Consider the following 25,945-nt stretch of genomic DNA (forward strand, 5'->3'; position numbering starts at 1 on the left):
ACCGCAAAGTTTTCATTCAGTGGAACACTTCCTATGCAAAACGAAAAACGTAATCACCATCGAGTAAAACCTAAAGGCTTGCAAGCTGGAATCGTATTCAATTCACCTAGTCAGGAAGTTATCCTTGATGCCGATATTCTCGACATCAGCTATAGTGGTATTCGGGTTAGACTTAAACACCCAATTTCTGCTGAAATTAGCGGCCCGATCAAAATCAATATGCTATTACCCGAATCAAAGACGCCATTCAGTGTACATGGCATCCTCAAACATCAACAAGGAGAACAGGAATGCGGCGTTCACTATGTGGATCATGTGGAAGGCTCTATAGATGATTTAATGTTCGAGTGCATCGAGCTAGACGATTCGACTGTATTCATCAAAACCATTTAATCTATATTAGTTTTATATGTTGATTTAACAAATTGAAATTTGTGTGCTGAGTGCCAGAGCATTCTGAAAGCAAACTTCTTAGCTGACAAATTAACATACTTAGGTGTGACTAGCTAGTAATCACGAATCTCACCGCATCTAACCGCAATTGAGCCTCTTGAATACTTTCATGTGACAGCAAGACTGTTTCCTTGAGTTGTTCAATTTCCAATTCTTTAATACCTGGATTTATTTGCTTTAAGCGTACCAAACGTTTAATTTCTGCCGTTAGGTTCTGAACCATTCGATTACTGCTTTCAGCAATAAGCTTCTGCATGTGCAAGGTGGCCTGTTTTTCAGCCACTTTAATCATATCCAGAATATACTGACGCTGGCTATTCAGGAACTGACTAATCTGTGATTTATCAAAGTTCTCTTTAGTTTCCACCAACTCAGCATGAGATACGCTGCTACTTAAATCCTTTTTATTTTGATCTAATAAAACTCGAATGGGTGTGGGTGGTAAAAAACGCCCTAACTGTAATTGCGCAGGGGCACTACATTCCACCACAAACAACAGTTCCAACATAAACTGCCCTGGTTTCAATTGTGGATGCCTGATAACACTGACAGCCGCATTGCCAGTTTCGCTGGACAACACCAGATCCATAGCGGATAACACCATAGGATGTTCAACCGTAATGAATTGCATATCTTCTCGTGTCAAAGCGATGTCACGATTGATGGTTACCGTTAGGCCTTCATCCTGAAGCATAGGAAAATGGGCAATTCGCAAATTTTCGCTAGGCCAGAGAATATTGCAATCACGTGAATGATATTCTACATCTACACCATAACAATCGAAGAGCGCTTCCATATACGGCCATAAACTGCCATCATTTTCAGAGCGACGAATCTGTTCAACCAGATTACCTGCTTCTTCAGGTCGACACGAATTAAGTTCCAATAATAAATCTCGTCCATTATGTAACTCTGCTTCAACCTGTTGATTAAGCTTTTGGGTTTTAGAGATCAATGCCTCAATTTCCGCTTCGTTACAAGTATTTATCGCATTACTCAGTTCATCACCTAGTAATTTGTATACCTGAGCAGCACCAGAACAATTATGTCGAAACGCATCTAAACCTTCATCATACCAGCGAAACAAAACCTGCTGAGCTGAGTTGTGCAGATAGGGGACATGAATTTGTATCACTTGTTTTTGCCCAATCCGATCCAGACGACCAATACGTTGTTGCAACAAATCTGGATTTTCTGGCAGATCAAATAAAATCAGATGCCTGACAAATTGAAAATTGCGTCCTTCGCTGCCGATTTCAGAGCAAATCAGCACTTGAGCGCGACTATCTTCATCTACAAAAAAGGCAGCCGCACGATCACGTTCTACGATACTCATGCCTTCGTGAAATACGGCGGCAGTATGTCCTACATGTTGACGCAGAATTTGCTCAAGCTGTACAACGGTTTCAGCTTGCTTACATATTAATAACGCTTTCTCATCACCTAAGGCTTTTAGCTTCTCAACCAGCCATAACAAATAAGGACTATCCTGCAAATCAGTGTCTATATCACCCTGTAACAAATAACCATGGCGTTGACGATCAGGAAAACCTTTTACGGTTTGTCGAGAATTTCTAAACAGGATACGCCCCGTACCATGATGATCAAGCAATAATTTAATTAACTCTTCACGAGCATGGCTCAAACCTCCGACCAAATCACTACTGGTCGTTACTGACAAATTGTCATTTACCTGAGCAAGCAGTTTATCGACTTTATCATCTTTCAATAAGGTTTTAAGCTGCTCTTGGGCACCGTCTTGTAAAGCCTGACCGGAGATCAATAAATTAGCTAACCGTGCAACAGGTTCAAATTGACTTTCTTCCTGCAAAAACTGCTTAAATTGATAAAAACGATCAGGATCAAGTAATCGCAATCGAGCAAAATGACTTTCTTTTCCAAGTTGTTCAGGAGTAGCGGTTAACAGGATCAGACCGGGACTTTCTTCTGCCAATTGTTCGACAAACAGGTAATCGGCACTGGGCGCCTCCTCACTCCACTCTAGATGATGGGCTTCATCAACCACGACCAAATCCCAGCCTGCATCCAACGCTTGCTGTTGACGTCCGGTATATTTCCCAAAAAAACTTTGACTACAGAGTACCAACTGTTCGTTTAGGAACGGATTTTCATCCATTGAGGCAAGACAACGACTTTCATCAAATATACTGAAGCGCAAATTAAATCTACGCAACATTTCTACCAACCATTGATGAAGCAAACTCTCTGGTACCAAAATCAGTACGCGTTGACTAAGATCATTAATCAAACGATGTTGAATGATCAACCCCGCTTCTATTGTTTTACCCAGTCCTACTTCATCTGCCAACATAATACGGGGTTGACCTCGATTTGCGGCGTGCTGGGCAATATACAATTGATGCGGGATCAATGCGACCCGTGCACCTTGCAAACCTTTTACTGCAGATTGCTGATGTTGTTGTTGGCGTAGCCAGGTTTCGTAGCGTAATAAAAACCAAGCTGTGGGATCGAATTGACCTGTAAATAATCGATCTTGAGGCTTATTGAACTGAATATGGTGATTAAGTTCCATTTCGTCTATCTGTTGCAATAGACCCTCTTCATCCACGCCAACATAAGTTAACAGACCACTATGCTGTTCAACCTGTTGTATAGTAATTTTGGCATAATCTGCAGATTCAATGACATCACCGACAGAAAATATAACGCGTGTTAATGGCGCATTATCTCTCGCATAGATGCGTTTTTCGCCAGTTGCTAAAAATAACAGCGTGACACGATTGCTTTCTGCTTCCAAAACCAAACCCAAACCCAGTTCTGATTCTGTATTACTAATCCAGCGTTGGCCGGGAATAAAGTCGTTCATATTTTCTTATTCTAAAAAAGCGTTTTGTTAACCCTAAGGCAAGCCGAGAATTTATCAGCATTTATAATGAACATTATTAACCACCTGAGTATGCAAAATCCTGGAATTACGCTGTACACCCCCAATAAACCACTGCGTCAAAACTGAGTTTATATAGGTGTGACGAAAAAAAATGACATTAACAATGCTATTATTAAATTCAATCACTTAAGCTTTGCTCTAACCAAGCACACTACGTAAGCTTTTAAATGCACTAACGCTTCAATTGTTGGGTTAGACCCAGTCTATAAAATCTAGACCGGGTCATTATTTTTCAGTCAGTTAGGTTGGCCTAGCTAACCACTCTAATCTTACATAAATAATCAGGTATATAAATAAGCAGTTGAAATATTATCAATTTTAATATGCCAATCTTGCATGCTTAATTTTTCAATCGTCGCCGCCAAATACACCTAATAATTGCAACAAGCTGGTAAACAGATTAAAAATGGATACATATAAAGAGACAGTAGCCAAAATATAGTTAGTTTCTCCGCCATGAATAATTTGACTGGTTTGAAACAAAATCATCGCTGACATTAACAGCACAAACATTGCTGAAACAGCTAATGATAAAGCTGGAATGGAAAAGACCAAAGCAGCAATACCTGCAAAAAACGCCACTAACACACCTACCATCAGAAAACCAGCGATAAAACTGAAATCTTTGCGAGTGGTGAGTGCATAAGCCGATAAACCCATAAAAATAACGCCGGTTCCACCCAATGCAGTTAATATAAGCTGATGACCATTACTAAATGCATGAAGATACATATTCAGCATTGGGCCTAATGTCATGCCCATAAAACCAGTTAGGGCAAAAACAAAAACCAATCCTAACGCACTATTGCTAAACATATTTGTTAAAAACAACAGACCAAAATAGCCAACCAGTGTAATAATTAAACCCGGATGAGGTAAATCTAACACCATTGCAGTTGCCGCTGTAGCAGCGCTAAACAGCAGTGTCATCGACAACAACAAATAAGTATTTCTAAGCACTTTATTGGTCGCCAGAACTCCAGCTTCCGAACGTACGGTAGCAGTATTTAAACGCATAATAGATACCTCAATAATAGATTAAAGGACTAATTCGACCTTACAATAATGCCATAGTTCCATGACATTGTCAGTCTCAAACTTATAGTATAACTCACCAAGCAGCGTATAAAAGAGGTTTAACATAATGACAGCAGTAACGCCCTATGATTTACTAGGCGGCGAATCAAAATTACGTAGCCTAGTCGATCGTTTTTATTTTTATATGGATATATTACCGGAAACTCAAGGCATACGAGCTATGCACGCCGAAAATCTTGCCGGAGCCAAAGAGAAGTTATTTAAATTTCTTTCTGGCTGGCTAGGAGGGCCTAATCTGTTTATTGAACAATATGGTCACCCCATGTTACGTAGACGACATTTTCCATTTGCCATTGGTCCAGATGAACGTGATCAATGGATGTTGTGTATGAATAAAGCTTTGTCCGAACTCGCTATGCCTGATCAACTCCATCACGAGTTACAATCGGCATTGCAAGGCTTGGCAAGTCATATGATTAACCAGGAGTCATTGGTTAATATCTCTAATACCTAACTGAGAATTATTTTGAATCACAACACTCTCTCAGCAGCCATGACATACAAACTAAGACATAGTGCGCGCGCTAAATACTTGCGGATTATCATTAAACCTGGTGTTATCGAAGTCGTTGCTCCACTTAAGACTACTGACAAGCAAATTCAAAGTTTTGTAACTTCACAACAGTCATGGATTCAATCCACTCTAATACGTGTGGCCGAAAAAGCTGAAGCCATTCCTGAATTGGCACCGAGTGACTATACAGATGGTGTATGCATCCCCTTTCAGGGCCAGAAGCTTCCTTTACTACTCAAACATCACGCAAGTAAAACGACACGTATTCAACTAAAAGCAGATACACATTTTATCGCAACCCTGGCTAACGACATACCCACGGAGCAGCGTTCCGAAGTCATCCGGCAGGCTTTAATCCGCTGGATGAAAAAACAGGCCCGACAACTCACCAACGAGTTAATTGAAAAACACGCCCCACAGCTCAATTTGTATCCCCGCAGCCTTAAAATTAAAACCTTATCCAGCCGTTGGGGCAGTTGCGGCCCACATAACGATATTAATATGAATTGGCTCTTGTTACTAGCACCTCCTCAGGCTCTGGAATATGTTGTCATACATGAACTATGTCATATTAAACATAAAAATCACTCTCCAGATTTTTGGAACCTAATAGCAAAACATTTTCCAGACTATCAACAACAACGAAACTGGCTTAAGCAGCACGGCGCCAGTTTGATGAAAGGACTATAAATGCTAAAAAAATATGCATTTTACTTTCTGGTGGGCTGCCTATTCTTCGCCGGACAGTTTTTGCATAGCAGTGACTTGGTTACCGGCAAACCACCCTCTATTGAACAGACCACTATCACAGGGCTACCTGCACAGGCCTTTATTGCCCAAGGCCCGGCTATCATTTATTTTTGGGCTGAATGGTGCGGCATTTGTGCCATGATGCAAAATGCCATTAGTGCTATGGCTAGTGATTATCCGCAATTGACCATTGCATTACGCTCTGGAACTGATAATGCAATTAAAGCGCATTTACAAAAAAATCAATTACTTTGGTCTGTTGTCAATGACCAACAAGGTAAAGTTGCACAAAGCTTTGGCGTTAAAGCGGTACCCGCAGTTTTCTTCTTGAACAAGGACGGAACTATCGTTTTTACTTCAGTAGGCTACAGCAGCGAATGGGGATTACGTATACGTACATGGTTAGCAGGGTTGATTTAATGTGTAAAAATTGTCGCCTTTCACACAGAAGCTGTTTAAAATCGACTCCAAATTAGGGTTTTTACTAACCTCTTTTGCGCTTAAGCTGAATTACAGCCCAAGCTAAACTAACCCTTAATCAGTTATTTATTAAACTTCGGATTGCTTATGTGTTTTAGTGCCAATATGTCTTTGAGTTTAGGTCTGGTAGGTCTGGCTGCCTCTTCAGTCACTTACCTTGATAAAACAGAACCATTCTGGGTTCGTGTGGCTCGAGCTTATGCCATTTTCCATTTTTCACTGATGGAATTCATTCAGTTTTTTGCCTATCCAGTTGCTGATCAATGTGGATATGGCACCAATATGCTTCTGAGTGAGTTATCAACCTACCACATCAGTTTACAGGCTTTTGCCATTATGCCTGCCTTGGCAACTTATTCTTCCGATGTCACATCGCTAAAAAAAGCTACTCTGATTGGTGCAACCTTGAGTGGACTTTTTTTACTGTGTAGTTTTTTACCTAACGAATGGCAACTTTTTGATATTGAACCTAATTTTATTGGCAAAATGGTGTCCTGTTTATACATGGGGATTTACCACATAGGCTATTCTATCTCCAGCGCATTTGGCTTATTTGTTACACATGGCTCTTTGTTTGCACTGGCTATTAGCGGTTTTCTTTGGAAAAACAATTGGAAAATTGCCTCTTATCATTTTGTCATGGCCATTATGACCTTGTTTGTACCACAGTGGTTTTTCAAGGTATCAACGGGTGAAGCCGCAGCCATGTATTGTTTTTATTCAATCCCGATTACTGCCAGTTTTATGCCTTATTTCAAAACTTTTTGTAACTATTCAGCGTAATTTATCACGCTCAGCGAATTTTGGTCGTCACCGTATAAAATCCGGCAATTTGCCATTAAAGAGCAGTGTCAACGCTTCGCTGGCTGATATGTTGTTTTTCCGGCATGTTGATAAATAACTTCGAACACGGCAAAAAATATCAGCACCTTCCTGACTACGAAAACAGCCTGAAATCTTTTGGTGAACCTTGGTCATTCTGATGTCGTTCTCTCCTTGGTTATTGGTAAAGGGTACCTTGGCATCAGTCATAAACCTTAAGGTTTGCTGCTCAAAGTTGATTAACCGCTCCAATAAGTTTCGCGATTTACTGCGTTTAAGTCGTCCCCGTTGTCCTTCCTTTCTCTCTGGGAGCGGGGGAGGACATTCCTGCTCAGCCTCTTTAAGAATTGCCCGATATTGATCGGTATAGCCTGCCGCTATAGAATCGGATAAAACACCGCCCTGGGCCTTAACAGCCTCATTGATAGAAACAAGCAACTCTCGCATATCCTTAGCCCATGCTTGGTTCTCTTGTTCTTCGGCATAGGTCAGCTCGCGCAAATGGTGAGCGTTACATAAGGCATGCAGGCAGTTCAACTGGAAATAGGGCTTCCAGTGATCGTGGCAGAGAATACCTGTAAAACGGGTTAAAACATTCATAGCGGTTATTGCTTCCATGCCGCGTTTGGCGTGGGCGTAAAAGAGCGTCCATTGCTGGTTCGAAATACAGTGCAGCCAATGATTTTTCCCATTGATGTTGATCCCGGTCTCATCGGAATGCAATAGGGACGAGGCGAGTATTTTCGTGATGAGTTTCAATTCAAATTGTTCGAGCAAATGATAAGCTTGCTGGTTAAATTCAAAGATTGAGCCGACACTGATCGGTAGTTGGAATTGATCCTGAAATTGCTCTTGAACACGTTGGTAGGGAATGAGTTGATATTGAGACAAATACACGGCCTGTGCTTTGACGCCATTCCCGTATTGCACCGCTTTAGTGACTTCAACCGGAAAAGAGGCTGTAAAACGTTTGCCAAATTGATCTTCCAGAACTTGAGCGCGGTATTCGGTCACAAGGCGCTGAATCTCAATATCAAATACTTGGCGGATCTCAAAACCAACTTCCTGATAGTTCCCTGGTGGTAAAGTCGCCCGATCTAATTCCAGAATTTCAATTTCATCGGGATCGTCCACTTTTTTTAAAGTTGTACCTATCCGACCGAACTGCCCACCGCGCTTTCTATTTTTGCCTTTGTTCTCGTCATCGCCACTGACTTTGTCTTGATCTTTAAAACGATCCGTAGAAGGCGGTTTGCTGCTATTTCGGCTAGTCAGGCTTAAACGATTAGCCATTATTTGAATCAGCATGATCATGACTTCTAAGGTCGCACGCAAAGCTGATGACATATGCTCTTCATCAGCGATCAGTTGCTGAACTTTTTTGATGGTGTCTTCAATGTTGATATTATCGACAGTCAAACTAATATACCGCTAAACCGTTACTGTTAGCGGTATTATAAGGCCAGTTTTAAAAGTCGATTTTTGCCTTCGAGGTTGCGATGTAGGCCACGAACGACCAAGAGTCACTACCCTTCTATTTAATGTTGCAATTGAGGAATTGTAGTTGCCGAATGCGTAGCTAAATACGTCATTCCACTACAAGCTGGCAGTTCACTGAATTTTTTATTTTTCGACCAAAAACCTTGTCAAGCTTTTTTTTAATTATTTACGCTGAATAGTTACAACTTTTTTTACAGTACATACCGATAATACTGATAGGGAACCGCTAAAGGAATGGGGCTAGTCACCCCCTTTTTTTAATACCCGATGGGCTATAGAACTTTGATCGTTGGGTTACAAGTCTATACCACACATTTTAAACTTAAGCCTCAGTTCCCTGTAAACGGGTAATCCATGCATCTCTGGCGTATGGATCAACATGATACGCCAGTGCGGCAGGTTTATGTAGCAAGCCTTCTTCACCGGAGGCATTGGGGTTTAACTGTCGCTTTTCGACAAAATCTATCATACGCCGAGTGTTGTATATCAACAGCACTCGATTAATTTCACCACCTCGATATATTTGATAGCCGACATTATCTTCATTGAAAGCAGGATTACGCATTAGCCACACCTCAATAGCGGCTGCATCCTGAATAGATAGCTGTTTTAAAACCGAATCGTGGCGATTTCTACACACATCATGTAGATAGTCAGCCAAAACCCGCTGCCGTTGCCTATCTTGTAATTCCATTACTTCGCTATCGGTAAATAAAAAACTTTCTGCCACCAAATAATGCTTATCTTTATCTCCGTCATTAGCAAACAAACAAATTTTCTGAAGGGCATCATCTCTTAGCGCATTCAAAAAAGAACGTGGAGCTCGGATATGCTTATCGATTGTTACCACCCACGGCAACGCCCGCCCAGTAGTTTCATAACGCGCTTTAACACTCTCAATTACACAGGAACGAGACAACTCCTCCTCACGCCCCAGAGGTTTTACCAAAAAAGCATCCACAGCGATGATTGAAGTATAAAAATCTGCCTCATTAAATTGTTTAACAATCGTGGCATAACGCGGCTGATAAGGGATGCCGGTACCATCGTACAAAATATTGACACCGATTTCTCTGGCATGCTGTGCCACCAAATCTCGTAAGCGGTTGGCGAACGGTTCTATGTAAACATAATCATCACTATGATGATTAGCAGCCGTCATTACCCGGTACAAATCACTGAGTTTTCGAAATTCATCCAACGAGGCAGTGACAAAGTTATCCCCGCAACAGGCCTTGGCCATTTCTTCGACCGCCGTTTTGCCTGAACCCGCTCCACCCATAGCCATAAACAATCTTGGTTGTGAAACAGGTGTTTTATCGGCAAAAATAGTTTGTACCGCATCCGACAAAATACGATTAATTTTATTCAACCGTTCATAAGCAATCTCCACAGTGCGAGCCAAGCGGATTTCATCATCAGCAAAGCTTAGCATTCTATTTTTTAAACTTTCATTGGCAGCCAGACTGAATAAATTAGCTTGTTCGCCAGCGCATTGGCGAAGTAAATCCAGTAATTCGGCATGACTGGGAGGACGTAAGCCAGTCAAGATGTTTACATCGAGACCAAACAAGGGCGCCACTCCATCCGCTCGAATGGGTATGGCATCAATGCTGGTTTTTTCGGGAACACGCAAATCTTCTGTACCTGGCAAATAACCCACGACTACTTCTGAAGCGCTTAGTGGATTATCTGCAAAATGCTGACCTGCTATAAAATCCTGCACATTGATACTATTCAATGCCACCAAACCTCCATTCACAGTGACTAGACACTGAGTACCATCGGCCATAGTGTGGGACAAAAACGGAATACCTAACAAAAACCGTTTATTTTCCAGCCATTTGCCATAACTGTTAGCGATATTTTGCAAGCATTTAGTTCGGGTAGGATCAAGAGCATGCTTAAAAGCCGCTGCAATCTGTCGGTGCGGGCTGTTAATATCGTGTAATGCTCGGGCATCGTTTGAAGTTAGGCGTCTAAAATCAATGCCTGGCTCGTACACTGCTTTAAATGCTGGCAAATTACCCAAGGCCGTAATAAAGAAATCCAAAGCCAAACGATTTCCATAGCTAAAAGGACGAATACTTCGCATGGCTCGATAGAAACCGGCTAAGCGTTCAGCGATGTCTTCACAGCGTATGACAAAGCCATTATTATCAAAAATAGCAGTATCCTGATTATTTTCATCGTCTAAAACCAGTCGTTCTATGGTCTCTCGAAATTGTTTACGCTTTTCGGCATCCAGCATACTGCCAGGCCTGTGATTGACGGTAATCTGGTCTTTCCAATCGCTATACATTTCGCGATGTATACGCGTGAATAATGCAGTTAAATAAGTAACTCGCTTGGTTTGATCATGGGATACCGTACTTTGCTGTTCTTGTGTAAGCGTGGCAATTAAACGCGTACCTTGCAATATAGCTAATACCGTCCGCAATTTTTTTAACGTTTTATAGCCAGAAATGATGGCGTTATTTTGCTGAATCATGATTTCATTCCTTGGTTTATATTTTTTTAACGGTATGGTAACTATTCTGGAAGATAGTTAAAAGCAGGTACGCCCAATTTTGGTAATGGCTGCCAGTCCGTTGATCTGGCTATCTTTACATAACTAAGCGGATATTGCGCTAGGGGACATGCCATTAAAATACTAATCTGTCATAATGAAGTCATGAAAAACCTATCACCAAACCCACCTAAACCTTTCAAGGCTTTAATGGTTCAGGGTACTACTTCGGATGCAGGAAAAAGTACTTTAGTAACTGGCTTATGCCGTTACCTGTATAGACAAGGTGTATTTGTTGCGCCATTCAAACCGCAAAATATGGCACTAAATAGTGCGGTTACGAGTGATGGTGGCGAAATTGGCCGAGCTCAAGCCGTGCAGGCTGCTGCTTGCAGACTGGCTGCACATACCGATATGAATCCGATATTGTTAAAACCCACTGCTGATAAGACTGCACAAGTGATAATGCATGGCAAAGTATTAGCCAATCAATCCGCCCAGCAATATCACGATTACAAAAAAATCGCTATGCAAGCGGTACTGGCTTCTTGGCAGCGCTTGACTACTGAGTACCAAACGGTGATTGTTGAAGGCGCTGGAAGTCCTGCAGAAATTAATCTTCGCGATGGCGACATTGCCAATATGGGCTTTGCCGAGGCAGTAGACTGCCCGGTTATACTAATTGCGGATATTGATAAAGGCGGCGTATTTGCACACATTGTTGGCACATTAGCGTTGCTATCAACATCTGAACAGCAACGTGTATTGGGATTTGTCATCAACCGCTTTCGCGGAGACTTCAATCTGCTTAAACCGGGTTTGGATTGGCTTGAAGCCAAAACGGGCAAGCCGGTACTGGCAGTTCTGCCTTATCTGCATGATTTGTTTCTGGAGGCGGAAGACGCATTATCAACACGTCACGCACAACAATCATCAGCAGCATTTCGTATTGTGGTACCACATTTACCCAGTTTTAGTAATCATACCGATTTTGACCCATTACAACTACATCCCGGCGTGCAAGTTAGTTTTGCTAAAAGCCCAGAACAAATTAATGGCGCAGACTTAATCGTATTACCGGGTAGCAAAAACGTGCAAGCAGATCTGGCTAGACTAAAAGAGCAAGGTTGGGAAACTTATATCCAGCGGCATTTACGCTTTGGTGGCAAATTATTCGGTATTTGTGGCGGCTTTCAGATGCTGGGGCAAGCTATTCACGACCCGCACCACATTGAAGGTTCTTCAGGTAGCGTAAAAGCATTGGGATGGTTAGATATGGAAACCACTCTGGAAACTCATAAGGTTTTACGACAGGTAACCGGGCATTTTTTTAACGACACCATTCCGGTAGCAGGATATGAAATTCACATGGGAGTAAGCTATGGCCCGGCACTAGAACAACCGCTGTTCAGCTTGCCTTCTGGCAATGAGGGCGCGATGTCTATGGATAAACAAATAGCAGGCAGCTACTTGCATGGTTTGTTTGATCTTCCCCAAGCCTGCGATGCTCTATTGGATTGGGCGGGTTATCAAACACCGCAAGCGGTAGATTTTAATGCCCTGCGCGAAGCAGGCATTGATAAACTGGCGGACAGCTTGGCAGAAAATTTCGACTTTGCTGAACTGGAAGCACAAATTGAACGGTTCCAGAACAGTTAAGTTGCTTTAGGTTAGGATCTATATCCACTCCGCCTGAATTTCGTGCGCTACGCACCATTCATCTGCCAATTGGGTATACCGTTGCAGTTCGAATGCATACCAGGCATCTTGAATGACCGGGTATTGGTACAAAAAATCTTTAAAACGACGAAAAGGTTTTGTTTGTTTTAAGATAGCACTTAGATTTAGGGCAACTTCATTATTATCAAGCTGTTCAACGAAATCCAGCATAATCTGAAATGCTTCGTCAGAACTTAGACCATCAATATGCACATACCGCGGATCATCTGGAAAATCTTCTGGAAAATCGTCAACACCTTCAGCATGTAATAACACCTCCCCGGTTTCGGTATCCAAAAACCAGCCTTCACCTAATAAAAAATCGATACCTACACTCAATGCCTCAGTAAAGTCGTCACGATTAATTTTTAGTACAGTCATATTCAATAATTTTTTCTAGGCAAACAAATTTAACAGGCCATTGCCAGCATGCGCAGAACCTATTTCCGATGTTTCTACTTTATCAACTGCTGATGAATTAGTCGAATTTTCTGTCTCATTTTGTGAACCAGTATTATTACCTTTACCTTGATCGCTTGCCATCTGGAAAAAACTCTGCGCAGGTTTCTGATCTGATTGTTGTTGAGAAACATTTACGTCAACCAAGTTCAATTGCTCACCCCCTAGCATTTCTCTTAATTTAGGGATAGAGGCTTCGATCGCCTCTTTAACTTGCTGATGTTGAGTGGTAAATGAAATAGTGGTTTGATCCTGTTGATCAAGCCCAATTTTGATAGAGATTGGACCTAAGTGAGGAGGGTTAATTTGTAATTCGGCTGTAGAAATGTCTTGTTTGTGCATCAATTGCAGCTTATCTGCTAATTCTGCATTCCAGTTTGGGTGATTCAAAGGTAAAGCTATGCCTGACATGCTATTCACATGTGTTGTATTGGCTACCGACTGGTGAGGCTGTATTAGATTAATCGGCATATTGTCTGTCGCGTTAGCAGCCTGCTGACTTTTATTTTGCGTAGTAAAAGATTGCGTTAAACTCGTCAATTCACTATCCGCATCCACTTGAGTAACCCCAGTGCTATTACTGATTTCGGTTAATGTATTTACCGTTGCAGAGTTGCTGGTATTTGGGTCGGTGGTTAATGATGAATTTTCTGCAACTGGAGTTGAAACCGTCTGAACAATATTACTCAACGGAGTATCTGTTTGAGTCGATTTTTTATTAGACACAGCCTGATTTGCAGAAAATACAATGCTGCCAGACATACCTGACAGCATACTACTGACGGAAGAAGGCAACGGCACATCAGAAATTGCTTGTGCTTTGGCAGCGGTTTGAGTGAGCGCTGCTTGTTGAGTGGCAGCTGAGACTGCCGCAGCTAATCGATTATCATTTTGCGTAATCGACTTTGTTGACGAATTTACTGCTTGATTAATTGCAAATTGCTGATCGTCTCCAGTTGTATTATCAGTCGATACAGAATTGACTGTTGAGTTCGGCACCGTTAACTGTAGTTGTTGAATTTGTTGCCCGGTAATCGCTAAAGCTTGTGCTAATGCATTAGGATCAGTCTGATCACTCAAAAGCGATTTTTTATTAGTCGCAGAACCACTAGTACTGCTATTTGTTGTCGTTAAAGACGGTATTTCGACACTTGTATTCTGCGTGATTGCTGACTGATTTAAAAGTGTATTGGTCTGTGCAGACTGAAGCGGGTTAACTCCATCAGTTTTCAAACTTTGCAAATACTGCAACACATCCGTTAAGGCGCTGAGCGTATTATCAAGATTAATACTTTGATCAGTTTTATTTGCCAGCGGCGTGGATTTTCCGAATAAAGCGGCAAAACTTTGCAAGTCCTGCTCGATAGTACTTAAATCAGTCGTTGTATTATTTGCCTGGAAATTACTTAATAACGTGTTATCAGTGACGGCATTCTTACCTGCATTACCTTGTAACAAACTTAACTGTTCAAGCAAATTGGCAGTAAAAGCGGCGGTATTACTGAGATCTATACCGACGTTGGTTGATTGGGTTACGCTATTATCTATACCTGTTACAAGGGATACTGGATTGGTTGTTTGAATCATCACGACATTCTCCCGAAAAACTTTATCTTTATTTAAGCAGTTTATATGCCATCTTTTCTTTGCGTGCGGGTAGCTCTTGCATCCATTTCAATTTGTTCTCGTCGATTTTCAGCTTTTAATTCTTCCGCTTTAGCTTGTGCACTGATTTTTTCCATACTTTGGGTACGATGATGACTTTCTTCCCAATTTTTTCGCGCCCTATGCAAATCTTGTTCATAGTTTGCTAATAAAGTTTGTTGACCGGCAATGGCTTTATCTAACTTATCAGCGAAAGCTCTCAACTCTTGAAACTGCATAATAGTCAAACCCGCGGCTTGTTGTTGCGCCAACCCCGCCCGATTTTCCAATCGATATTTTTGCAATTGCTCTAACTGAGTTTGTTGCTCTGTTAATTTCTGTTGGGTACGTCCTAAAAACTGTAATGCATCGTGTTCCTGACGCGAATACAAATCAATAATAACCTTAAGCCGTTCTGATCTTTTGCTCATTGTACGGCAAGCAAGCTTGTCAAATCGTTTAGGCTTCGGCTCATATCAACAGATTCGTCCATATCTTGCTGTAGAAATGTCAAGATTGACTGATTTTTTTCAATCGCCCTATCAATACGTGGATCGGCTCCAGCTCGATACGCGCCTACGCTGATTAAATCTCTGTTTTGTTGATAGGTGGAATACAATCGGCGTAACTCTCTGGCTAATTGCAGGTGTTCGGAATCAACAATATCCGGCATTACCCTACTAATTGAGGCTTCAACATCGATAGCAGGAAAATGGCCGGATTCAGCCAGACTTCTAGACAAGACAATATGTCCATCCAATACACCACGAGCGGCATCAGCAACAGGATCGTTAGGATCATCGCCTTCTGTCAATACCGTATAAAACGCGGTAATTGAACCACCACCATGATCGCCATTGCCAGCACGCTCCACCAATTGCGGCAATTTTGCAAATACCGAAGGCGGATAACCTTTTGTGGCAGGAGGTTCATCAATTGCCAACGCAATTTCCCGACTCGCCTGAGCGTAACGGGTCAATGAGTCAACTAACAATAAAACATCCAGGCCTTGATCTCGAAAATATTCAGCAATACTGGTTGCTCGCAATGCCCCATGCACACGCATTAATGGCGAATCATCAGCTGGCGATGCAACAACCACCGCCCGTCTTAAACCTTCTTCACCTAGAATTTTCAAAACGAATTCATTGACCTCACGACCCCGTTCACCAATCAGCCCCACCACAACAACATCGGCATTAGTAAATTTGGTCATCATCCCCAACAATACACTTTTGCCCACGCCAGTGCCGGCAAACAACCCCATTCGTTGACCACGACCAACACTAAACAAGGCATTGATTACTCTAACACCAACATCCAATGCCTCTCGAATGGGTTTACGAGCCAAAGGATTGATGGGAACGCCCGTTAACGAGACTTTCGCATTGGTATCTAGCGGCCCCTTGCTATCCAGCGGATTACCAGCACCATCTATAACGCGCCCCAACAAACCAAAACCAACGCTGCTTAGACTATTTTTTCCTAACGGGATAACTCGACAACCCGGCTCCAGCCCGTGTGTATCTCCAGTAGGCATTAAATACAAACGCGTACCAGAAAAACCAACCACTTCTGCACCTATCTGCTTTCCACTTTTGGTTTCAACCTTACATAATGAACCGATAGCAGCTCGACAGCCTTCCGCTTCCAAAGTTAAACCGACCATACGCGACAATTTACCTTCAACGACTAGCTCTGGACTATCTTGTATTTTTTGCCGATAGGGTTTTAATCGCTCTAACCAAATTTCAGCGCGTTGTGCCTGCGGTATCATGACGCAACATCCTGCTGACGCTCACCACCTAAAACATTTGCCACGACAGCAGAAAGCCGATTTTCCAGACTAGCATCAATATAGGAAGTGTCTGTTTCTATGGTGCAACCACCCCGTGTAAGCAATGGATTTTCAAGCAAACGCCATTGAGGCATACTGTCATCTAAATTCAAAGCAGCTCTAACTAACTCGGCATCCTCTGGATGCAAGTTCAACGTAATTTTCTGAGCGGACAAGGGCAAAACTTTTATTGCCTCTCTGATCACCGCAACTATTTGACCAGGATCAAGCTTGATTTCGCGCCGAATAATTTGACTAGCAATCGCTATGGTCAATTTCACAAGCTCCTTTTCTACAGCAGCATCTAATTCTCGAAATGGCTCACTCAAAGACTCCATCAACAGCACTAATTCTGCCGCCTGTTTTTGTAACAGATGCTCACTTTCCAGGTATCCCTGTTTTCTACCCGATTCCAAGCCTTGCTTTTCTCCTTCTGCAAAACCTTCTGTCCTACCCTGCTCAAACCCCTCCTGCCGTCCCTGCTGAAAGGCTTCATCGTAAGCCTGCTTTTGCATAGCTTCAATTTCTTCTACTGTGAGGGTACGAGGAGCTTCGCTGGGCTCTATTGGCTCGGAGCGATGCCCACCCAATTCTTGCAAGGTTGTCCAAGTATGCAGGCTAAGTAGCTCAGCCTCAGTAAAATTGGCCGTTTTAGACGAACTCATCACCACCACCGCCCGCCAAGGCTATTTCACCGGCATCTGACAAGCGTTTGGCAATGGCCAGAATATCTTTTTGTGCGGCTTCTACTTCGCTTAAGCGGGTGGGAGGAGCTGCCTCTAGATCATCACGCAACATTTCAGCTGCTCTTCTCGACATATTGGCAAATATTTTGTCACGCAATAGAGTGTCAACACCACGTAAAGCTAATAATAATTGATCAGTGGAAACCTCACGTAACAGCGTTTGGATACCACGATCATCGACCTTAACCAAATCACCGAACACAAACATTTTATCCTGAATACGCTGACTCAAATCGGCATTTTGTTCCGAAATATCCAGCATCATAGGATCACTAACTGCGCTTTCGATAAAGTTAAGAATATTTGCAGCTGCATCAATACCTCCAAGTTGTGAGGATTTAACACCTTCACTACCTGTCAGCTGTTTCTCCATAATATCGTCTAATTCGCGCAACGCAGCTGGTTGTACACCTTCCAGAGTAGCAATTCGCATTAAAATATCAGCGCGCATATTTTCCGGTAGTAAGGTCAAAATATCGGCAGACTGATCCGCATCCAGCAAGGACAAAATAATCGATATAATCTGCGGATGCTCCAGACGAATCAAATCGGCAATCGAGCGGGTATCCATCCATTTAAGTTGCTCGATACCTTTACTATTGGCACCTAACAATATACGATCAATAATACTACCCGCTTTATCTGCTCCCAAGGCGTTGGTGAGCATGTTACGAATATACTCATCTGAATCCAGCCCCAAACCAGTTTCATTTTTGATTTCAATGATGAACTCTTCCAGAACCTCGTCAACCAACTGTGAGGTGATAGGACCCAGTTGCGCCATTGTAGATCCCACCAACTGTACTTCTTTTGGCCCCATATGCCTCAATACCGTGGATGCACGATCTTGCCCTACCGCTAACAACAGTAAGGATGCTCGCTGTGCTTTACTGAATTCTTTTTCTTCAGCCATCGTCTTTCAACCAAACTTTTATCACTTGAGCCACCAGTTTTGGATCTTCATCAATGAGTTTTTGCACATATTCTAGGCGTTTTTCGTAACTTTGCGGTGCTTCCAGCAATAACAGATCTTCCACACTAGAAGTAATACCCAACACTTCGCCAGTCTCTTCATCGACTTTCACTGCGATAGGTTTGCCTGTCTCATCAAAGCGTACCACACCCCCAATTTCTTCAGCTTGTTTCTGTGCTTCTTCTAGCGCTTTCAGTTTGGCTTCATTCTCATCTATACCAATCAATGTAGCAATAGCTGGACGTAGAACTTTAAAAATGAGTAATGCTGCAACCATTAATGCCACCAGCACTTTAATCAAATCCAAAAACCAAGCTTTCTGCCAAAATCCTTCGCTGGCTACTTCCATAAATTCAGGCACTTTGAAAGCGACATTGGACACTGTCACCTGATCACCACGACTACTATCGTATCCCACTGCCTGTTTAACCAATTCTCGTAATTGATTCAGTTCTTCCGGTGAATAGCTCAACTGTACCGTTTTACCATCCAGACTGCTTTTTTTATCATCAACCACCACCGCTACCGATAGACGCCGTAGGGCACCCGTCGCTAAACGGGTATGAGTAATGGTTTTATCCAATTCAAAATTACGTGTAGCATTTTTACTCACCATACCGTTACTGGCATTGGTTTGTTTTTCCTGTCCACTGGCTACTTCAGGTGCAACACCAGTCGGTGGAGGTTGATTAGACAAGGCGCCTGGAACTCCTTGTACTTTGTTGATATTACTGTTTTCTTCTTGTGTTTGTTCGCTACGCAATGCGGGTAAATCCGGATTAAACATCTCCTGCGTTTTTTCGGTAACGGTAAAATCCACATCAGCCGAAATTTGCGCACTCATTCCATCATTACCCACTAAGGGGGCCAGAATATTTTCTATTCGTCTACGCAAATGCTCTTCTATATCTTTTTTGTATTCGAACTGTTTAGAGGATTGCGCCATATCCTCTGAAGATTCTTTGCTATTTAATAGTCGACCTTTCTGATCAACGACTGTTACCTGTCCTGCTTCCATCATAGGTACACTGGAAGCAACCAAATGCACAATAGATTCAATTTGTTCTTTTTCCAGAGCCCTACCCTGGTAAAGTTCCACTATAACAGATGCACTGGGTTTTTTATGCTCTCGTACGAATACCGATTGAACAGGTAAAGCTAATAATACTTTCGCCGACTTAACGTTTTGAATGGTTTGAATGGTCAGTGCAATTTCACCTTCTAATGCACGTTGATAGCGTATATTTTCTACGCTCTTACTGGCACCAAAACCATTATCTTTGTCCAAAATTTCGTAACCCAAGCTAGAGGTACGTGGCAAGCCTTGTGCAGCCAATTTCAACTTTATATCGCGCCCGTTACCGGAGGGAACCATGATAGCCCCAGTGGCAGAGTCTATTTTGTATTTAACATTCAATTTATCCAGTGCTTCCAGAATTTCCGTAGCGTCTTTTTCGGCAACACCGGCATATAGCAAATCATAACTAGGTGCTTGTGCCCACAACACTACCGCCACACCAATAGCCACACTCACCGCCAACGCTAACATCAACCCCATCTGCCGTGTCATTGAAAGACTTAAAAACTTTCTGACAGCAGGATGTAGCATAGTATTGGCGGTTGCCACCTCTGTTTGCGGAGTGGCTTCCAGCGGGAAATTTTTGTCTAGTTCGCTCATAAATTATTATGCAACTGATTACATCGGCATGCTCATCACTGACTGATAAGCATCCACTAATTTATTTCGCACTTGTATCATAGCTTGAAAAGAGACATTGGCTTTTTGCGAAGCAATCATCACTTCCGCCAAACTTACGTCACTTTTTCCTATTTCAAAGTCCCTTGACAGATTTCCGGCGGTGGTTTGCGTCTGATTGACTGAATCAATTGATTGCTTGAGCATAGCGGCAAAGTCACCTGAACTGTCGCTCTGTGGTGATTTACCACTGGCTTCTACAGACATAGTGCGCATTTGACTTAATAATTGATTTACATTGATATCTGACATGATAGCTTCTCGTGTTTATTTATTTATAAGTAAGCATTTTTTAAGCCAATTAATTAACAAGGTACCATAATTCCAGATTCTTTCATTCGCGCAATTTTATAACGCAAAGTACGAGGACTAATGCCCAGTTTTTCAGCGGTGGTTTTCCGACTACCGCTTGCTTCCGTTAACATCTGCAAAATAATTTTTTCTTCAGCAGATCGCACACCATCTTCCAAACTAAGTGTTGAATTTTCATCAAGAAACTGCGTGTTATTTACAACTTCAGCTGCTTCTATTAGATAGGGTAATTGCTCCTGAAAAGTGGGCATTTGTAAAATCTCATCTTCAAAAATCAGATCATCAGCACCAATACAACCAGACGTTTGCAAAATCAGAGCGCGTTGTACAACGTTTTCTAGTTCACGCACATTACCTGGCCAAGCATAATTTTGCATTTTTTGCATTGCCGCAGCATCAAAACCACTGACGTGCCGACCAACACCCGCTTTATGTTTGTGTAGTAATGACGTTGCCAGCGGCAAAATATCACCGACTCGCTCACGCAGAGAAGGCAATTTAATTGGAAATACATTTAGCCGAAAATATAAATCCTCGCGAAAACGACCTTGCTGCACATATTCTTTTAATTTTCGATTAGTGGTTGCTAAAATTCTGACATGTAACTGAATTTTGCGATGACTACCCAACCGTTCAACTTCTTTTTCCTGCAACACTCGCAAAATTTTGGCTTGCAAACCAAGATCCATTTCCGAAATCTCATCCAACAATAAAGTACCTCCCTGTGCTTGTTCAAACTTACCGGACATCGCTTGCAATGCACCGGTAAAAGCGCCTTTTTCATAGCCAAACAACATAGCTTCCAGCATATTTTCAGGAATTGCTGCACAATTAATGGCTTCAAAAGGCCCTGCATGATACTGCGAATTACGGTGAATATAGCGAGCCATAATTTCTTTACCGGTACCGCTTTCTCCTTCCAGCAGTATATTGACATCTGTTTTCGCCACTTTTGTAGCCAAGGCATACAGTTTTTTCATTTTTTCATCACCCACGATCTGCTCAGCAAATACCTGGGGTACATTTGCAATCAGCGAAGCCACTTTATCGGTGAGAGTACTCGCTTCAAAAGGTTTGATTAAGTAATCTGCTGCGCCTGCCTGCATAGCTTCAACTGCTTTGGCAATGGTGCCATAGGCAGTCATCAGTAAGATGGGAATCTGCTCTAAATGATGCTTCATATTATTCAACAGTTCCAATCCGTTCATCAGTGGCATTTGCACATCACTAATCACTAACTTAAAACTATGTTTATTGAGCAAGCTAAGGGCTTCTGTACCATTTTTGGCAGCTGCAACCCGGTAACCTTCCAATTCCAGTGTATCGAATAGCGCTTCACATAACGCGGCATCGTCTTCGACAATGAGAATATCAAAGTGCTTCATGGCACATCTCCTGATTGGTGCTTATAGCTGACAAACCCAATGTATAGTGATTAATACAGGGTAAAATGATAATAAAAGTGCAACCAGCCCCAGGTTCCGAACAACAGTTTATGCTGCCGTTGTGCGCTCTAAGCACACTATCTACCACTGCCAAACCTAAACCGGTACCATGTGTTTTGGTGGTATAAAATGGCTCAAACAATCGATCCTTCTGATGCAGTTCGATACCGGGTCCGTCGTCAAATATTATTAATTTCATACGTTCCGCATCCATTTGCTGCAGACTAAACTGAATATGCTTGGCTCCGGCTTCAACCGCATTATTGAGTAAATTCATCAATGCTCCAAACAAAGCATCCTGATTACCAAGCAATTGATCTGCTTTAACATTATTATCAATTTTAAATACGCCAGTATAGGACTCCATGCTTTCAGCAACTTGCCGAAGGAGTTCTTGTAATGAAAAACATTGCATAGCCAAACGCCCTTGTTTGGCAAAAATCAGCATATCGTTTACTTGTCGTTCCAGATAATGTAGACGCTCCAGAATTTTCTGGGAAAAGAGTTGGCGTTTTTCGGGAATCACATTGGGATTACTGAGTTGAGAAGCATACAATAATGCGGTAGCCAGCGGCGTTCTAACCTGATGAGCCAAACTAGCCACCATTTCCCCCATAGCGGTTAAATGCTTTTGTTGTGCCAGCAGATCCTGTAATGAGCGTAATTCACTCACATCTGACAATAAGATAATTTGTTCAGCATCGTTGCTAAGTAAATTACGCGTGATATTGACTCTTCGACCATCTATAAGCTGATGCTCTCTAGGAGAACCCGCCACAGCTTGCAAACTACGTGCTTTTACCGTTTGCCAATCCTGACTCAATAAAGGTTCGCCGAGATAATCAATAGCATGAATATTACAATCAATTACTTGCCCCAAAGTGTTAACAATAATGACTGCAGCAGGTAGAGCAGCAAGAATTTGTTGTAATCGGCTGGCAAGTTTTTCTTTTTCAACTAAGGTGCTGACTCTTTCGCTACGAACTGCAGCCAGTTCACCATTTAATTTAGCAACCTGCTCTTCCAGTCCATGATAGGAATTGGCAAGATTTTCGGAAAGTTCATTAAAAATCCGAAACGCATTGGTCAGGCTTTCGGCTTTTTGGATTTGCTGAAGGTTGATAGTTGTCATAGCGGCTGTGAGCTAATTGAATATTAACTAGCACAAAGCAATATTTAGGCCAAAATATTACATTTTAAAAAACAATGCCTTAAAAACAGACGCCAACTTTTTGACTTTATATTTATGGATTTCAAAAAAGCGCCAACTACATCTGCGCGATAATTCGCGTTGCTGTCATAAGACAGCAGAACTCGATATGTTTGATGCTATGAGCTATTTAGATTGTCATTATTCACCGTAAAGATAAATATCGGCAGGATATGCAATACCAACAGGTGTATCAATCGAAACAGATACGCTTCATCCCACCCAAAAAAACAACTTAACCAATTGATTTTAATTTATAAAAAAGTAAAATAAATCCTACTAACACCCATTTTCAATATCTAAATCTTATCAATAAACAGATAATTTTTTGTCTAACCGGATTTACAAAAATGAGTGTAGCTTAACTTTTCGGCAGCTTGAATGTGGCGTAATTTGCCTATACTCTTGCTCTACTTACCCCAGACAAAAACGGTACAAAGACGACTGGCTCTATCATTTCATACTCAAAACTATCCTCCTTACGCGTAACGCGGTAGAGGATTTGTTTACCTTCTCGGCCTATGGGTATTACCATCACCCCTCCGATTGCCAACTGATCTAATAGTGCGTTAGGTATCTCTTCCGCCGCTGCCGCCGCCAAAATACCATCAAAGGGCTTATGTACTTCCCAACCTAATCCGCCATCAGCATGTAAAAAACCCACGGTTTTAATATCAATCTCCCAGAGCCTGTCTCGTGCCTTTTTCATCAATGGAGCAATACGTTCTATTGAATAAACTTGGTCAACCAGTTTTGCCAGGATAGCTGTTTGATATCCACAACCCGTACCAATTTCTAACACTTTGCTAAGCGGCCCATTCTCCAGCAATAACTCGGTCATTTTTGCGACGATATAAGGCTGAGAAATCGTTTGATTATGTCCAATAGGTAGAGCGGTATCTTCGTAAGCCCTACTTTCCAGAGCTTCATCAACAAATATATGCCGAGGAATTTCTGCCATAATCTGTAACACTTCAGTATTTTTAATGCCCTGCTCTCTAAGTCGAGAAATCATTCGTTCCCGTGTGCGGCGCGAAGTCATGCCAATGCCTTGAATACGTTGACTCATCCTTGTATCTCCATAGCCAGCCAGTCTCTTAATCCAGATAAACGTTCGTAGCGAGTCAAATCTAATTGTAAAGGTGTTATAGACACATAACCATTTCTAATGGCATCAAAGTCAGTACCAGGACCGGCATCTTGTTCTGCACCGGGAGGACCAACCCAATAAATGGTTTTTCCTCTGGGATCGGCGGACTGAATAACAGCTTCGGCCTTATGTCGTTGTCCAAGCCTGGTGGACAAATATCCCTTCAATTCAGCAATTGGTACATCAGGCACATTAACATTCAACAAGGTATCTTCAGGTAATGGCTGTCGTTGCATTTTTTTAAGCAGCGTCACTGCCACGTGGGCAGCCGTATCAAAATGTTTGGCATCACTGGAAGCCAACGAAATCGCAACGGCTGGCAAGCCTAAGAAGCGCCCCTCGGTAGCAGCAGCAACTGTTCCAGAATACAATACATCATCTCCCAAATTAGCACCGTGATTAATACCGGCAAACACCATATCAGGTTCATGTGCTAATAAACCTGTAATTGCCAAATGCACACAATCGGTAGGGGTGCCATCGACCCTTACGAATCCATTGTCACATACTGTGGCGCGCAGAGGCATATCAAGAGTTAAAGAGTTACTGGCGGCACTCCGATTTTTGTCGGGTGCGACCACTGAGATTTGGGCATAACATCGCAGAGCATCGGCCAGTGCGCTTATTCCCTGAGACAAATAACCATCATCGTTGCTGATCAAAATGTGCATACTGCTATAAAACGATTTAAAATCCCATCATAGTAACAAAAAACCATTAAACCAGCAGCTTACGTGACAAAAAAAACTCATTATAACGACGAAGAGAATTTGTTCAGAACGGCAATAGGCAAAGTCAGGAGTATAGATACCAACACGGTAATCTTAAAACCTGATAAACAACCACGCCCTATTCCTATTTTCAAACCGCTTGAACAGGTCGACCCCTTACAAAACAGTATAGAAGATAATCTGGAAACACTTTATCAGGAAGATAAAATTGCATTTATTGCACCCGGCTTGCAAAAATCTGTACTGAAGAAATTACGTAAAGGTTTTTATGGGTTAGATGCCGATATAGATTTACATGGTCTTACCAGCCGAGAAGCCTTTAAACAATTAGTGGATTTTTTACATGATTGTGTAGAAGAAGGTTGCCGATGTGTACATATTGTTCATGGTAAAGGTTACCACTCACCAGAAAATCAACCCGTACTAAAAAACGACATTAATTATTGGCTGCGTCAACATAAAGATGTACTGGCATTCTGCTCAGCCCCCTCTCGAGCAGGTGGCAGTGGTGCGGTATTTGTATTACTTCGATTATCAGAAAAATATGATATTAATGAAAATAGCTAGTGCGAATAAGGTACAAATTCGAGTAGATTAACCTTTATTAGCAAAAAGCTAAAATCGAGCGGTATGCTATTTCTTTGTTCGGCTATAAATCCATTTCTTACCTTACACTAAAAATGCTATCGCAACACATACAATAGTTTTTTCCATGCACTCAGTCCAATGTCTTTGGATACATCTCAGACAGAATAAATAATTCTTCTTCCTGTTTTTAGCTTGACTTGTTCCGAATGTTGAACTAGTTTCTATTTAATAGTATGTTGGTTTCTAACACAATTACCCACTTATGAAGACTCAGCCTTTTAGCTTATCTCCACGATTATGCCAACCGTTTTATTTCGGTT

Annotated in this window: 23 protein-coding genes; 7 read left to right on the plus strand and 16 right to left on the minus strand. The window is 42.0% G+C overall.

Going from position 1 to position 25,945, the window contains the following annotated elements:
• Positions 1 to 33 precede the first annotated feature (33 nt).
• Entirely contained in the window at positions 34 to 393 is a 360-nt protein-coding gene (locus tag ABH008_RS19000) for a PilZ domain-containing protein (protein WP_347987183.1), read from the plus strand.
• Positions 394 to 502: 109 nt separating this feature from the next.
• On the opposite strand, the gene rapA is transcribed toward ABH008_RS19000, so the two are convergent.
• Positions 503 to 3,301: an RNA polymerase-associated protein RapA gene (gene rapA / locus ABH008_RS19005; RefSeq protein WP_347987184.1), complete on the minus strand. Its 2,799-nt coding sequence runs from the start codon at positions 3,299 to 3,301 to the stop codon at positions 503 to 505.
• A gap of 429 nt (positions 3,302 to 3,730) precedes the next feature.
• Positions 3,731 to 4,399: a Bax inhibitor-1/YccA family protein gene (locus tag ABH008_RS19010; protein ID WP_347987185.1), complete on the minus strand. Its 669-nt coding sequence runs from the start codon at positions 4,397 to 4,399 to the stop codon at positions 3,731 to 3,733.
• A 127-nt stretch (positions 4,400 to 4,526) separates the two neighbouring features.
• Between ABH008_RS19010 and ABH008_RS19015 the strand changes: the two genes are divergently transcribed.
• The 4 genes from ABH008_RS19015 (at position 4,527) to ABH008_RS19030 (ending at position 7,007) form a co-directional block, all read left to right on the plus strand.
• A complete protein-coding gene (locus ABH008_RS19015; RefSeq protein ID WP_347987186.1) occupies positions 4,527 to 4,934 on the plus strand; it encodes a group II truncated hemoglobin in 408 nt (135 codons plus the stop codon).
• Positions 4,935 to 4,973: 39 nt separating this feature from the next.
• A complete protein-coding gene (locus ABH008_RS19020) occupies positions 4,974 to 5,684 on the plus strand; it encodes a SprT family zinc-dependent metalloprotease (protein WP_347987187.1) in 711 nt (236 codons plus the stop codon).
• Positions 5,685 to 6,164, plus strand: a complete 480-nt coding sequence (locus ABH008_RS19025) for a protein disulfide oxidoreductase (RefSeq protein ID WP_347987188.1) — start codon at positions 5,685 to 5,687, stop codon at positions 6,162 to 6,164.
• A gap of 147 nt (positions 6,165 to 6,311) precedes the next feature.
• Entirely contained in the window at positions 6,312 to 7,007 is a 696-nt protein-coding gene (locus tag ABH008_RS19030; RefSeq protein ID WP_347987189.1) for a DUF5765 domain-containing protein, read from the plus strand.
• Between the two features lie 27 nt (positions 7,008 to 7,034).
• Here the strand turns inward: ABH008_RS19030 and ABH008_RS19035 are convergent, their stop codons facing one another.
• Both ABH008_RS19035 and ABH008_RS19040 read right to left on the minus strand, forming a co-directional pair.
• On the minus strand, positions 7,035 to 8,465 hold the full coding sequence (locus ABH008_RS19035; protein ID WP_347985933.1) for an IS66 family transposase: 1,431 nt from the start codon (positions 8,463 to 8,465) through the stop codon (positions 7,035 to 7,037).
• Between the two features lie 403 nt (positions 8,466 to 8,868).
• Positions 8,869 to 11,037: a zeta toxin family protein gene (locus ABH008_RS19040; protein ID WP_347987190.1), complete on the minus strand. Its 2,169-nt coding sequence runs from the start codon at positions 11,035 to 11,037 to the stop codon at positions 8,869 to 8,871.
• Between the two features lie 183 nt (positions 11,038 to 11,220).
• Here ABH008_RS19040 and ABH008_RS19045 point away from each other — a divergent pair, with 183 nt between their 5' ends.
• Positions 11,221 to 12,714, plus strand: coding sequence for a cobyric acid synthase (locus ABH008_RS19045; RefSeq protein WP_347987191.1), 1,494 nt, complete (start codon positions 11,221 to 11,223; stop codon positions 12,712 to 12,714).
• Positions 12,715 to 12,732: 18 nt separating this feature from the next.
• Here the strand turns inward: ABH008_RS19045 and ABH008_RS19050 are convergent, their stop codons facing one another.
• From ABH008_RS19050 to surE, 12 genes are all read right to left on the minus strand, one after another.
• Entirely contained in the window at positions 12,733 to 13,155 is a 423-nt protein-coding gene (locus tag ABH008_RS19050; protein ID WP_347987192.1) for a UPF0158 family protein, read from the minus strand.
• 15 nt (positions 13,156 to 13,170) lie between these two features.
• Positions 13,171 to 14,820 carry a flagellar hook-length control protein FliK gene (locus ABH008_RS19055; protein WP_347989998.1) on the minus strand — a complete coding sequence of 550 codons (1,650 nt, stop codon included), beginning with the start codon at positions 14,818 to 14,820 and terminating at the stop codon, positions 13,171 to 13,173.
• Positions 14,821 to 14,861: 41 nt separating this feature from the next.
• Positions 14,862 to 15,308 carry a flagellar export protein FliJ gene (gene fliJ / locus ABH008_RS19060; protein WP_347987193.1) on the minus strand — a complete coding sequence of 149 codons (447 nt, stop codon included), beginning with the start codon at positions 15,306 to 15,308 and terminating at the stop codon, positions 14,862 to 14,864.
• Positions 15,305 to 16,654, minus strand: coding sequence for a flagellar protein export ATPase FliI (fliI, locus tag ABH008_RS19065; protein ID WP_347987194.1), 1,350 nt, complete (start codon positions 16,652 to 16,654; stop codon positions 15,305 to 15,307). The genes fliJ and fliI overlap by 4 nt, the downstream gene beginning before the upstream one ends.
• A complete protein-coding gene (gene fliH, locus ABH008_RS19070) occupies positions 16,651 to 17,379 on the minus strand; it encodes a flagellar assembly protein FliH (protein ID WP_347987195.1) in 729 nt (242 codons plus the stop codon). The genes fliI and fliH overlap by 4 nt, the downstream gene beginning before the upstream one ends.
• A complete protein-coding gene (gene fliG / locus ABH008_RS19075) occupies positions 17,366 to 18,373 on the minus strand; it encodes a flagellar motor switch protein FliG (RefSeq protein WP_347987196.1) in 1,008 nt (335 codons plus the stop codon). The genes fliH and fliG overlap by 14 nt, the downstream gene beginning before the upstream one ends.
• Complete coding sequence (gene fliF, locus ABH008_RS19080; protein ID WP_347987197.1) at positions 18,366 to 20,111, minus strand: flagellar basal-body MS-ring/collar protein FliF; 1,746 nt, start codon at positions 20,109 to 20,111, stop codon at positions 18,366 to 18,368. The genes fliG and fliF overlap by 8 nt, the downstream gene beginning before the upstream one ends.
• Positions 20,112 to 20,129: 18 nt before the next feature.
• Positions 20,130 to 20,441, minus strand: coding sequence for a flagellar hook-basal body complex protein FliE (gene fliE, locus ABH008_RS19085; RefSeq protein ID WP_347987198.1), 312 nt, complete (start codon positions 20,439 to 20,441; stop codon positions 20,130 to 20,132).
• Between the two features lie 53 nt (positions 20,442 to 20,494).
• Positions 20,495 to 21,886, minus strand: a complete 1,392-nt coding sequence (locus tag ABH008_RS19090) for a sigma-54 dependent transcriptional regulator (protein WP_347987199.1) — start codon at positions 21,884 to 21,886, stop codon at positions 20,495 to 20,497.
• Positions 21,873 to 23,078, minus strand: a complete 1,206-nt coding sequence (locus ABH008_RS19095; RefSeq protein WP_347987200.1) for an ATP-binding protein — start codon at positions 23,076 to 23,078, stop codon at positions 21,873 to 21,875. The genes ABH008_RS19090 and ABH008_RS19095 overlap by 14 nt, the downstream gene beginning before the upstream one ends.
• Positions 23,079 to 23,553: 475 nt before the next feature.
• A complete protein-coding gene (locus tag ABH008_RS19100; protein WP_347987201.1) occupies positions 23,554 to 24,225 on the minus strand; it encodes a protein-L-isoaspartate(D-aspartate) O-methyltransferase in 672 nt (223 codons plus the stop codon).
• A complete protein-coding gene (gene surE / locus ABH008_RS19105) occupies positions 24,222 to 24,977 on the minus strand; it encodes a 5'/3'-nucleotidase SurE (RefSeq protein WP_347987202.1) in 756 nt (251 codons plus the stop codon). Before surE ends, ABH008_RS19100 begins: the two co-directional genes overlap by 4 nt.
• 63 nt (positions 24,978 to 25,040) lie before the next feature.
• On the opposite strand from surE, the gene ABH008_RS19110 reads away from it, so the two are divergent.
• Entirely contained in the window at positions 25,041 to 25,604 is a 564-nt protein-coding gene (locus ABH008_RS19110; protein WP_347987203.1) for a Smr/MutS family protein, read from the plus strand.
• Positions 25,605 to 25,945 lie beyond the last annotated feature (341 nt).

The organism is Methylomonas sp. AM2-LC, from assembly GCF_039904985.1.
In the GTDB taxonomy this organism is placed as follows: Bacteria; Pseudomonadota; Gammaproteobacteria; order Methylococcales; family Methylomonadaceae; genus Methylomonas.

Excerpts from the sequence above, each read along its gene's own strand:
- ABH008_RS19000 (WP_347987183.1), top strand. The coding sequence starts at position 34 with ATGCAAAACGAAAAACGTAATCACCATCGAGTAAAACCTAAAGGCTTG.
- rapA (WP_347987184.1), bottom strand. The coding sequence starts at position 3,301 with ATGAACGACTTTATTCCCGGCCAACGCTGGATTAGTAATACAGAATCA.
- ABH008_RS19010 (WP_347987185.1), bottom strand. The coding sequence starts at position 4,399 with ATGCGTTTAAATACTGCTACCGTACGTTCGGAAGCTGGAGTTCTGGCG.
- ABH008_RS19015 (WP_347987186.1), top strand. The coding sequence starts at position 4,527 with ATGACAGCAGTAACGCCCTATGATTTACTAGGCGGCGAATCAAAATTA.
- ABH008_RS19020 (WP_347987187.1), top strand. The coding sequence starts at position 4,974 with ATGACATACAAACTAAGACATAGTGCGCGCGCTAAATACTTGCGGATT.
- ABH008_RS19025 (WP_347987188.1), top strand. The coding sequence starts at position 5,685 with ATGCTAAAAAAATATGCATTTTACTTTCTGGTGGGCTGCCTATTCTTC.
- ABH008_RS19030 (WP_347987189.1), top strand. The coding sequence starts at position 6,312 with ATGTGTTTTAGTGCCAATATGTCTTTGAGTTTAGGTCTGGTAGGTCTG.
- ABH008_RS19040 (WP_347987190.1), bottom strand. The coding sequence starts at position 11,037 with ATGATTCAGCAAAATAACGCCATCATTTCTGGCTATAAAACGTTAAAA.
- ABH008_RS19045 (WP_347987191.1), top strand. The coding sequence starts at position 11,221 with ATGAAAAACCTATCACCAAACCCACCTAAACCTTTCAAGGCTTTAATG.
- ABH008_RS19050 (WP_347987192.1), bottom strand. The coding sequence starts at position 13,155 with ATGACTGTACTAAAAATTAATCGTGACGACTTTACTGAGGCATTGAGT.
- ABH008_RS19055 (WP_347989998.1), bottom strand. The coding sequence starts at position 14,820 with ATGATTCAAACAACCAATCCAGTATCCCTTGTAACAGGTATAGATAAT.
- fliJ (WP_347987193.1), bottom strand. The coding sequence starts at position 15,308 with ATGAGCAAAAGATCAGAACGGCTTAAGGTTATTATTGATTTGTATTCG.
- fliI (WP_347987194.1), bottom strand. The coding sequence starts at position 16,654 with ATGATACCGCAGGCACAACGCGCTGAAATTTGGTTAGAGCGATTAAAA.
- fliH (WP_347987195.1), bottom strand. The coding sequence starts at position 17,379 with ATGAGTTCGTCTAAAACGGCCAATTTTACTGAGGCTGAGCTACTTAGC.
- fliG (WP_347987196.1), bottom strand. The coding sequence starts at position 18,373 with ATGGCTGAAGAAAAAGAATTCAGTAAAGCACAGCGAGCATCCTTACTG.
- fliF (WP_347987197.1), bottom strand. The coding sequence starts at position 20,111 with ATGAGCGAACTAGACAAAAATTTCCCGCTGGAAGCCACTCCGCAAACA.
- fliE (WP_347987198.1), bottom strand. The coding sequence starts at position 20,441 with ATGTCAGATATCAATGTAAATCAATTATTAAGTCAAATGCGCACTATG.
- ABH008_RS19090 (WP_347987199.1), bottom strand. The coding sequence starts at position 21,886 with ATGAAGCACTTTGATATTCTCATTGTCGAAGACGATGCCGCGTTATGT.
- ABH008_RS19095 (WP_347987200.1), bottom strand. The coding sequence starts at position 23,078 with ATGACAACTATCAACCTTCAGCAAATCCAAAAAGCCGAAAGCCTGACC.
- ABH008_RS19100 (WP_347987201.1), bottom strand. The coding sequence starts at position 24,225 with ATGAGTCAACGTATTCAAGGCATTGGCATGACTTCGCGCCGCACACGG.
- surE (WP_347987202.1), bottom strand. The coding sequence starts at position 24,977 with ATGCACATTTTGATCAGCAACGATGATGGTTATTTGTCTCAGGGAATA.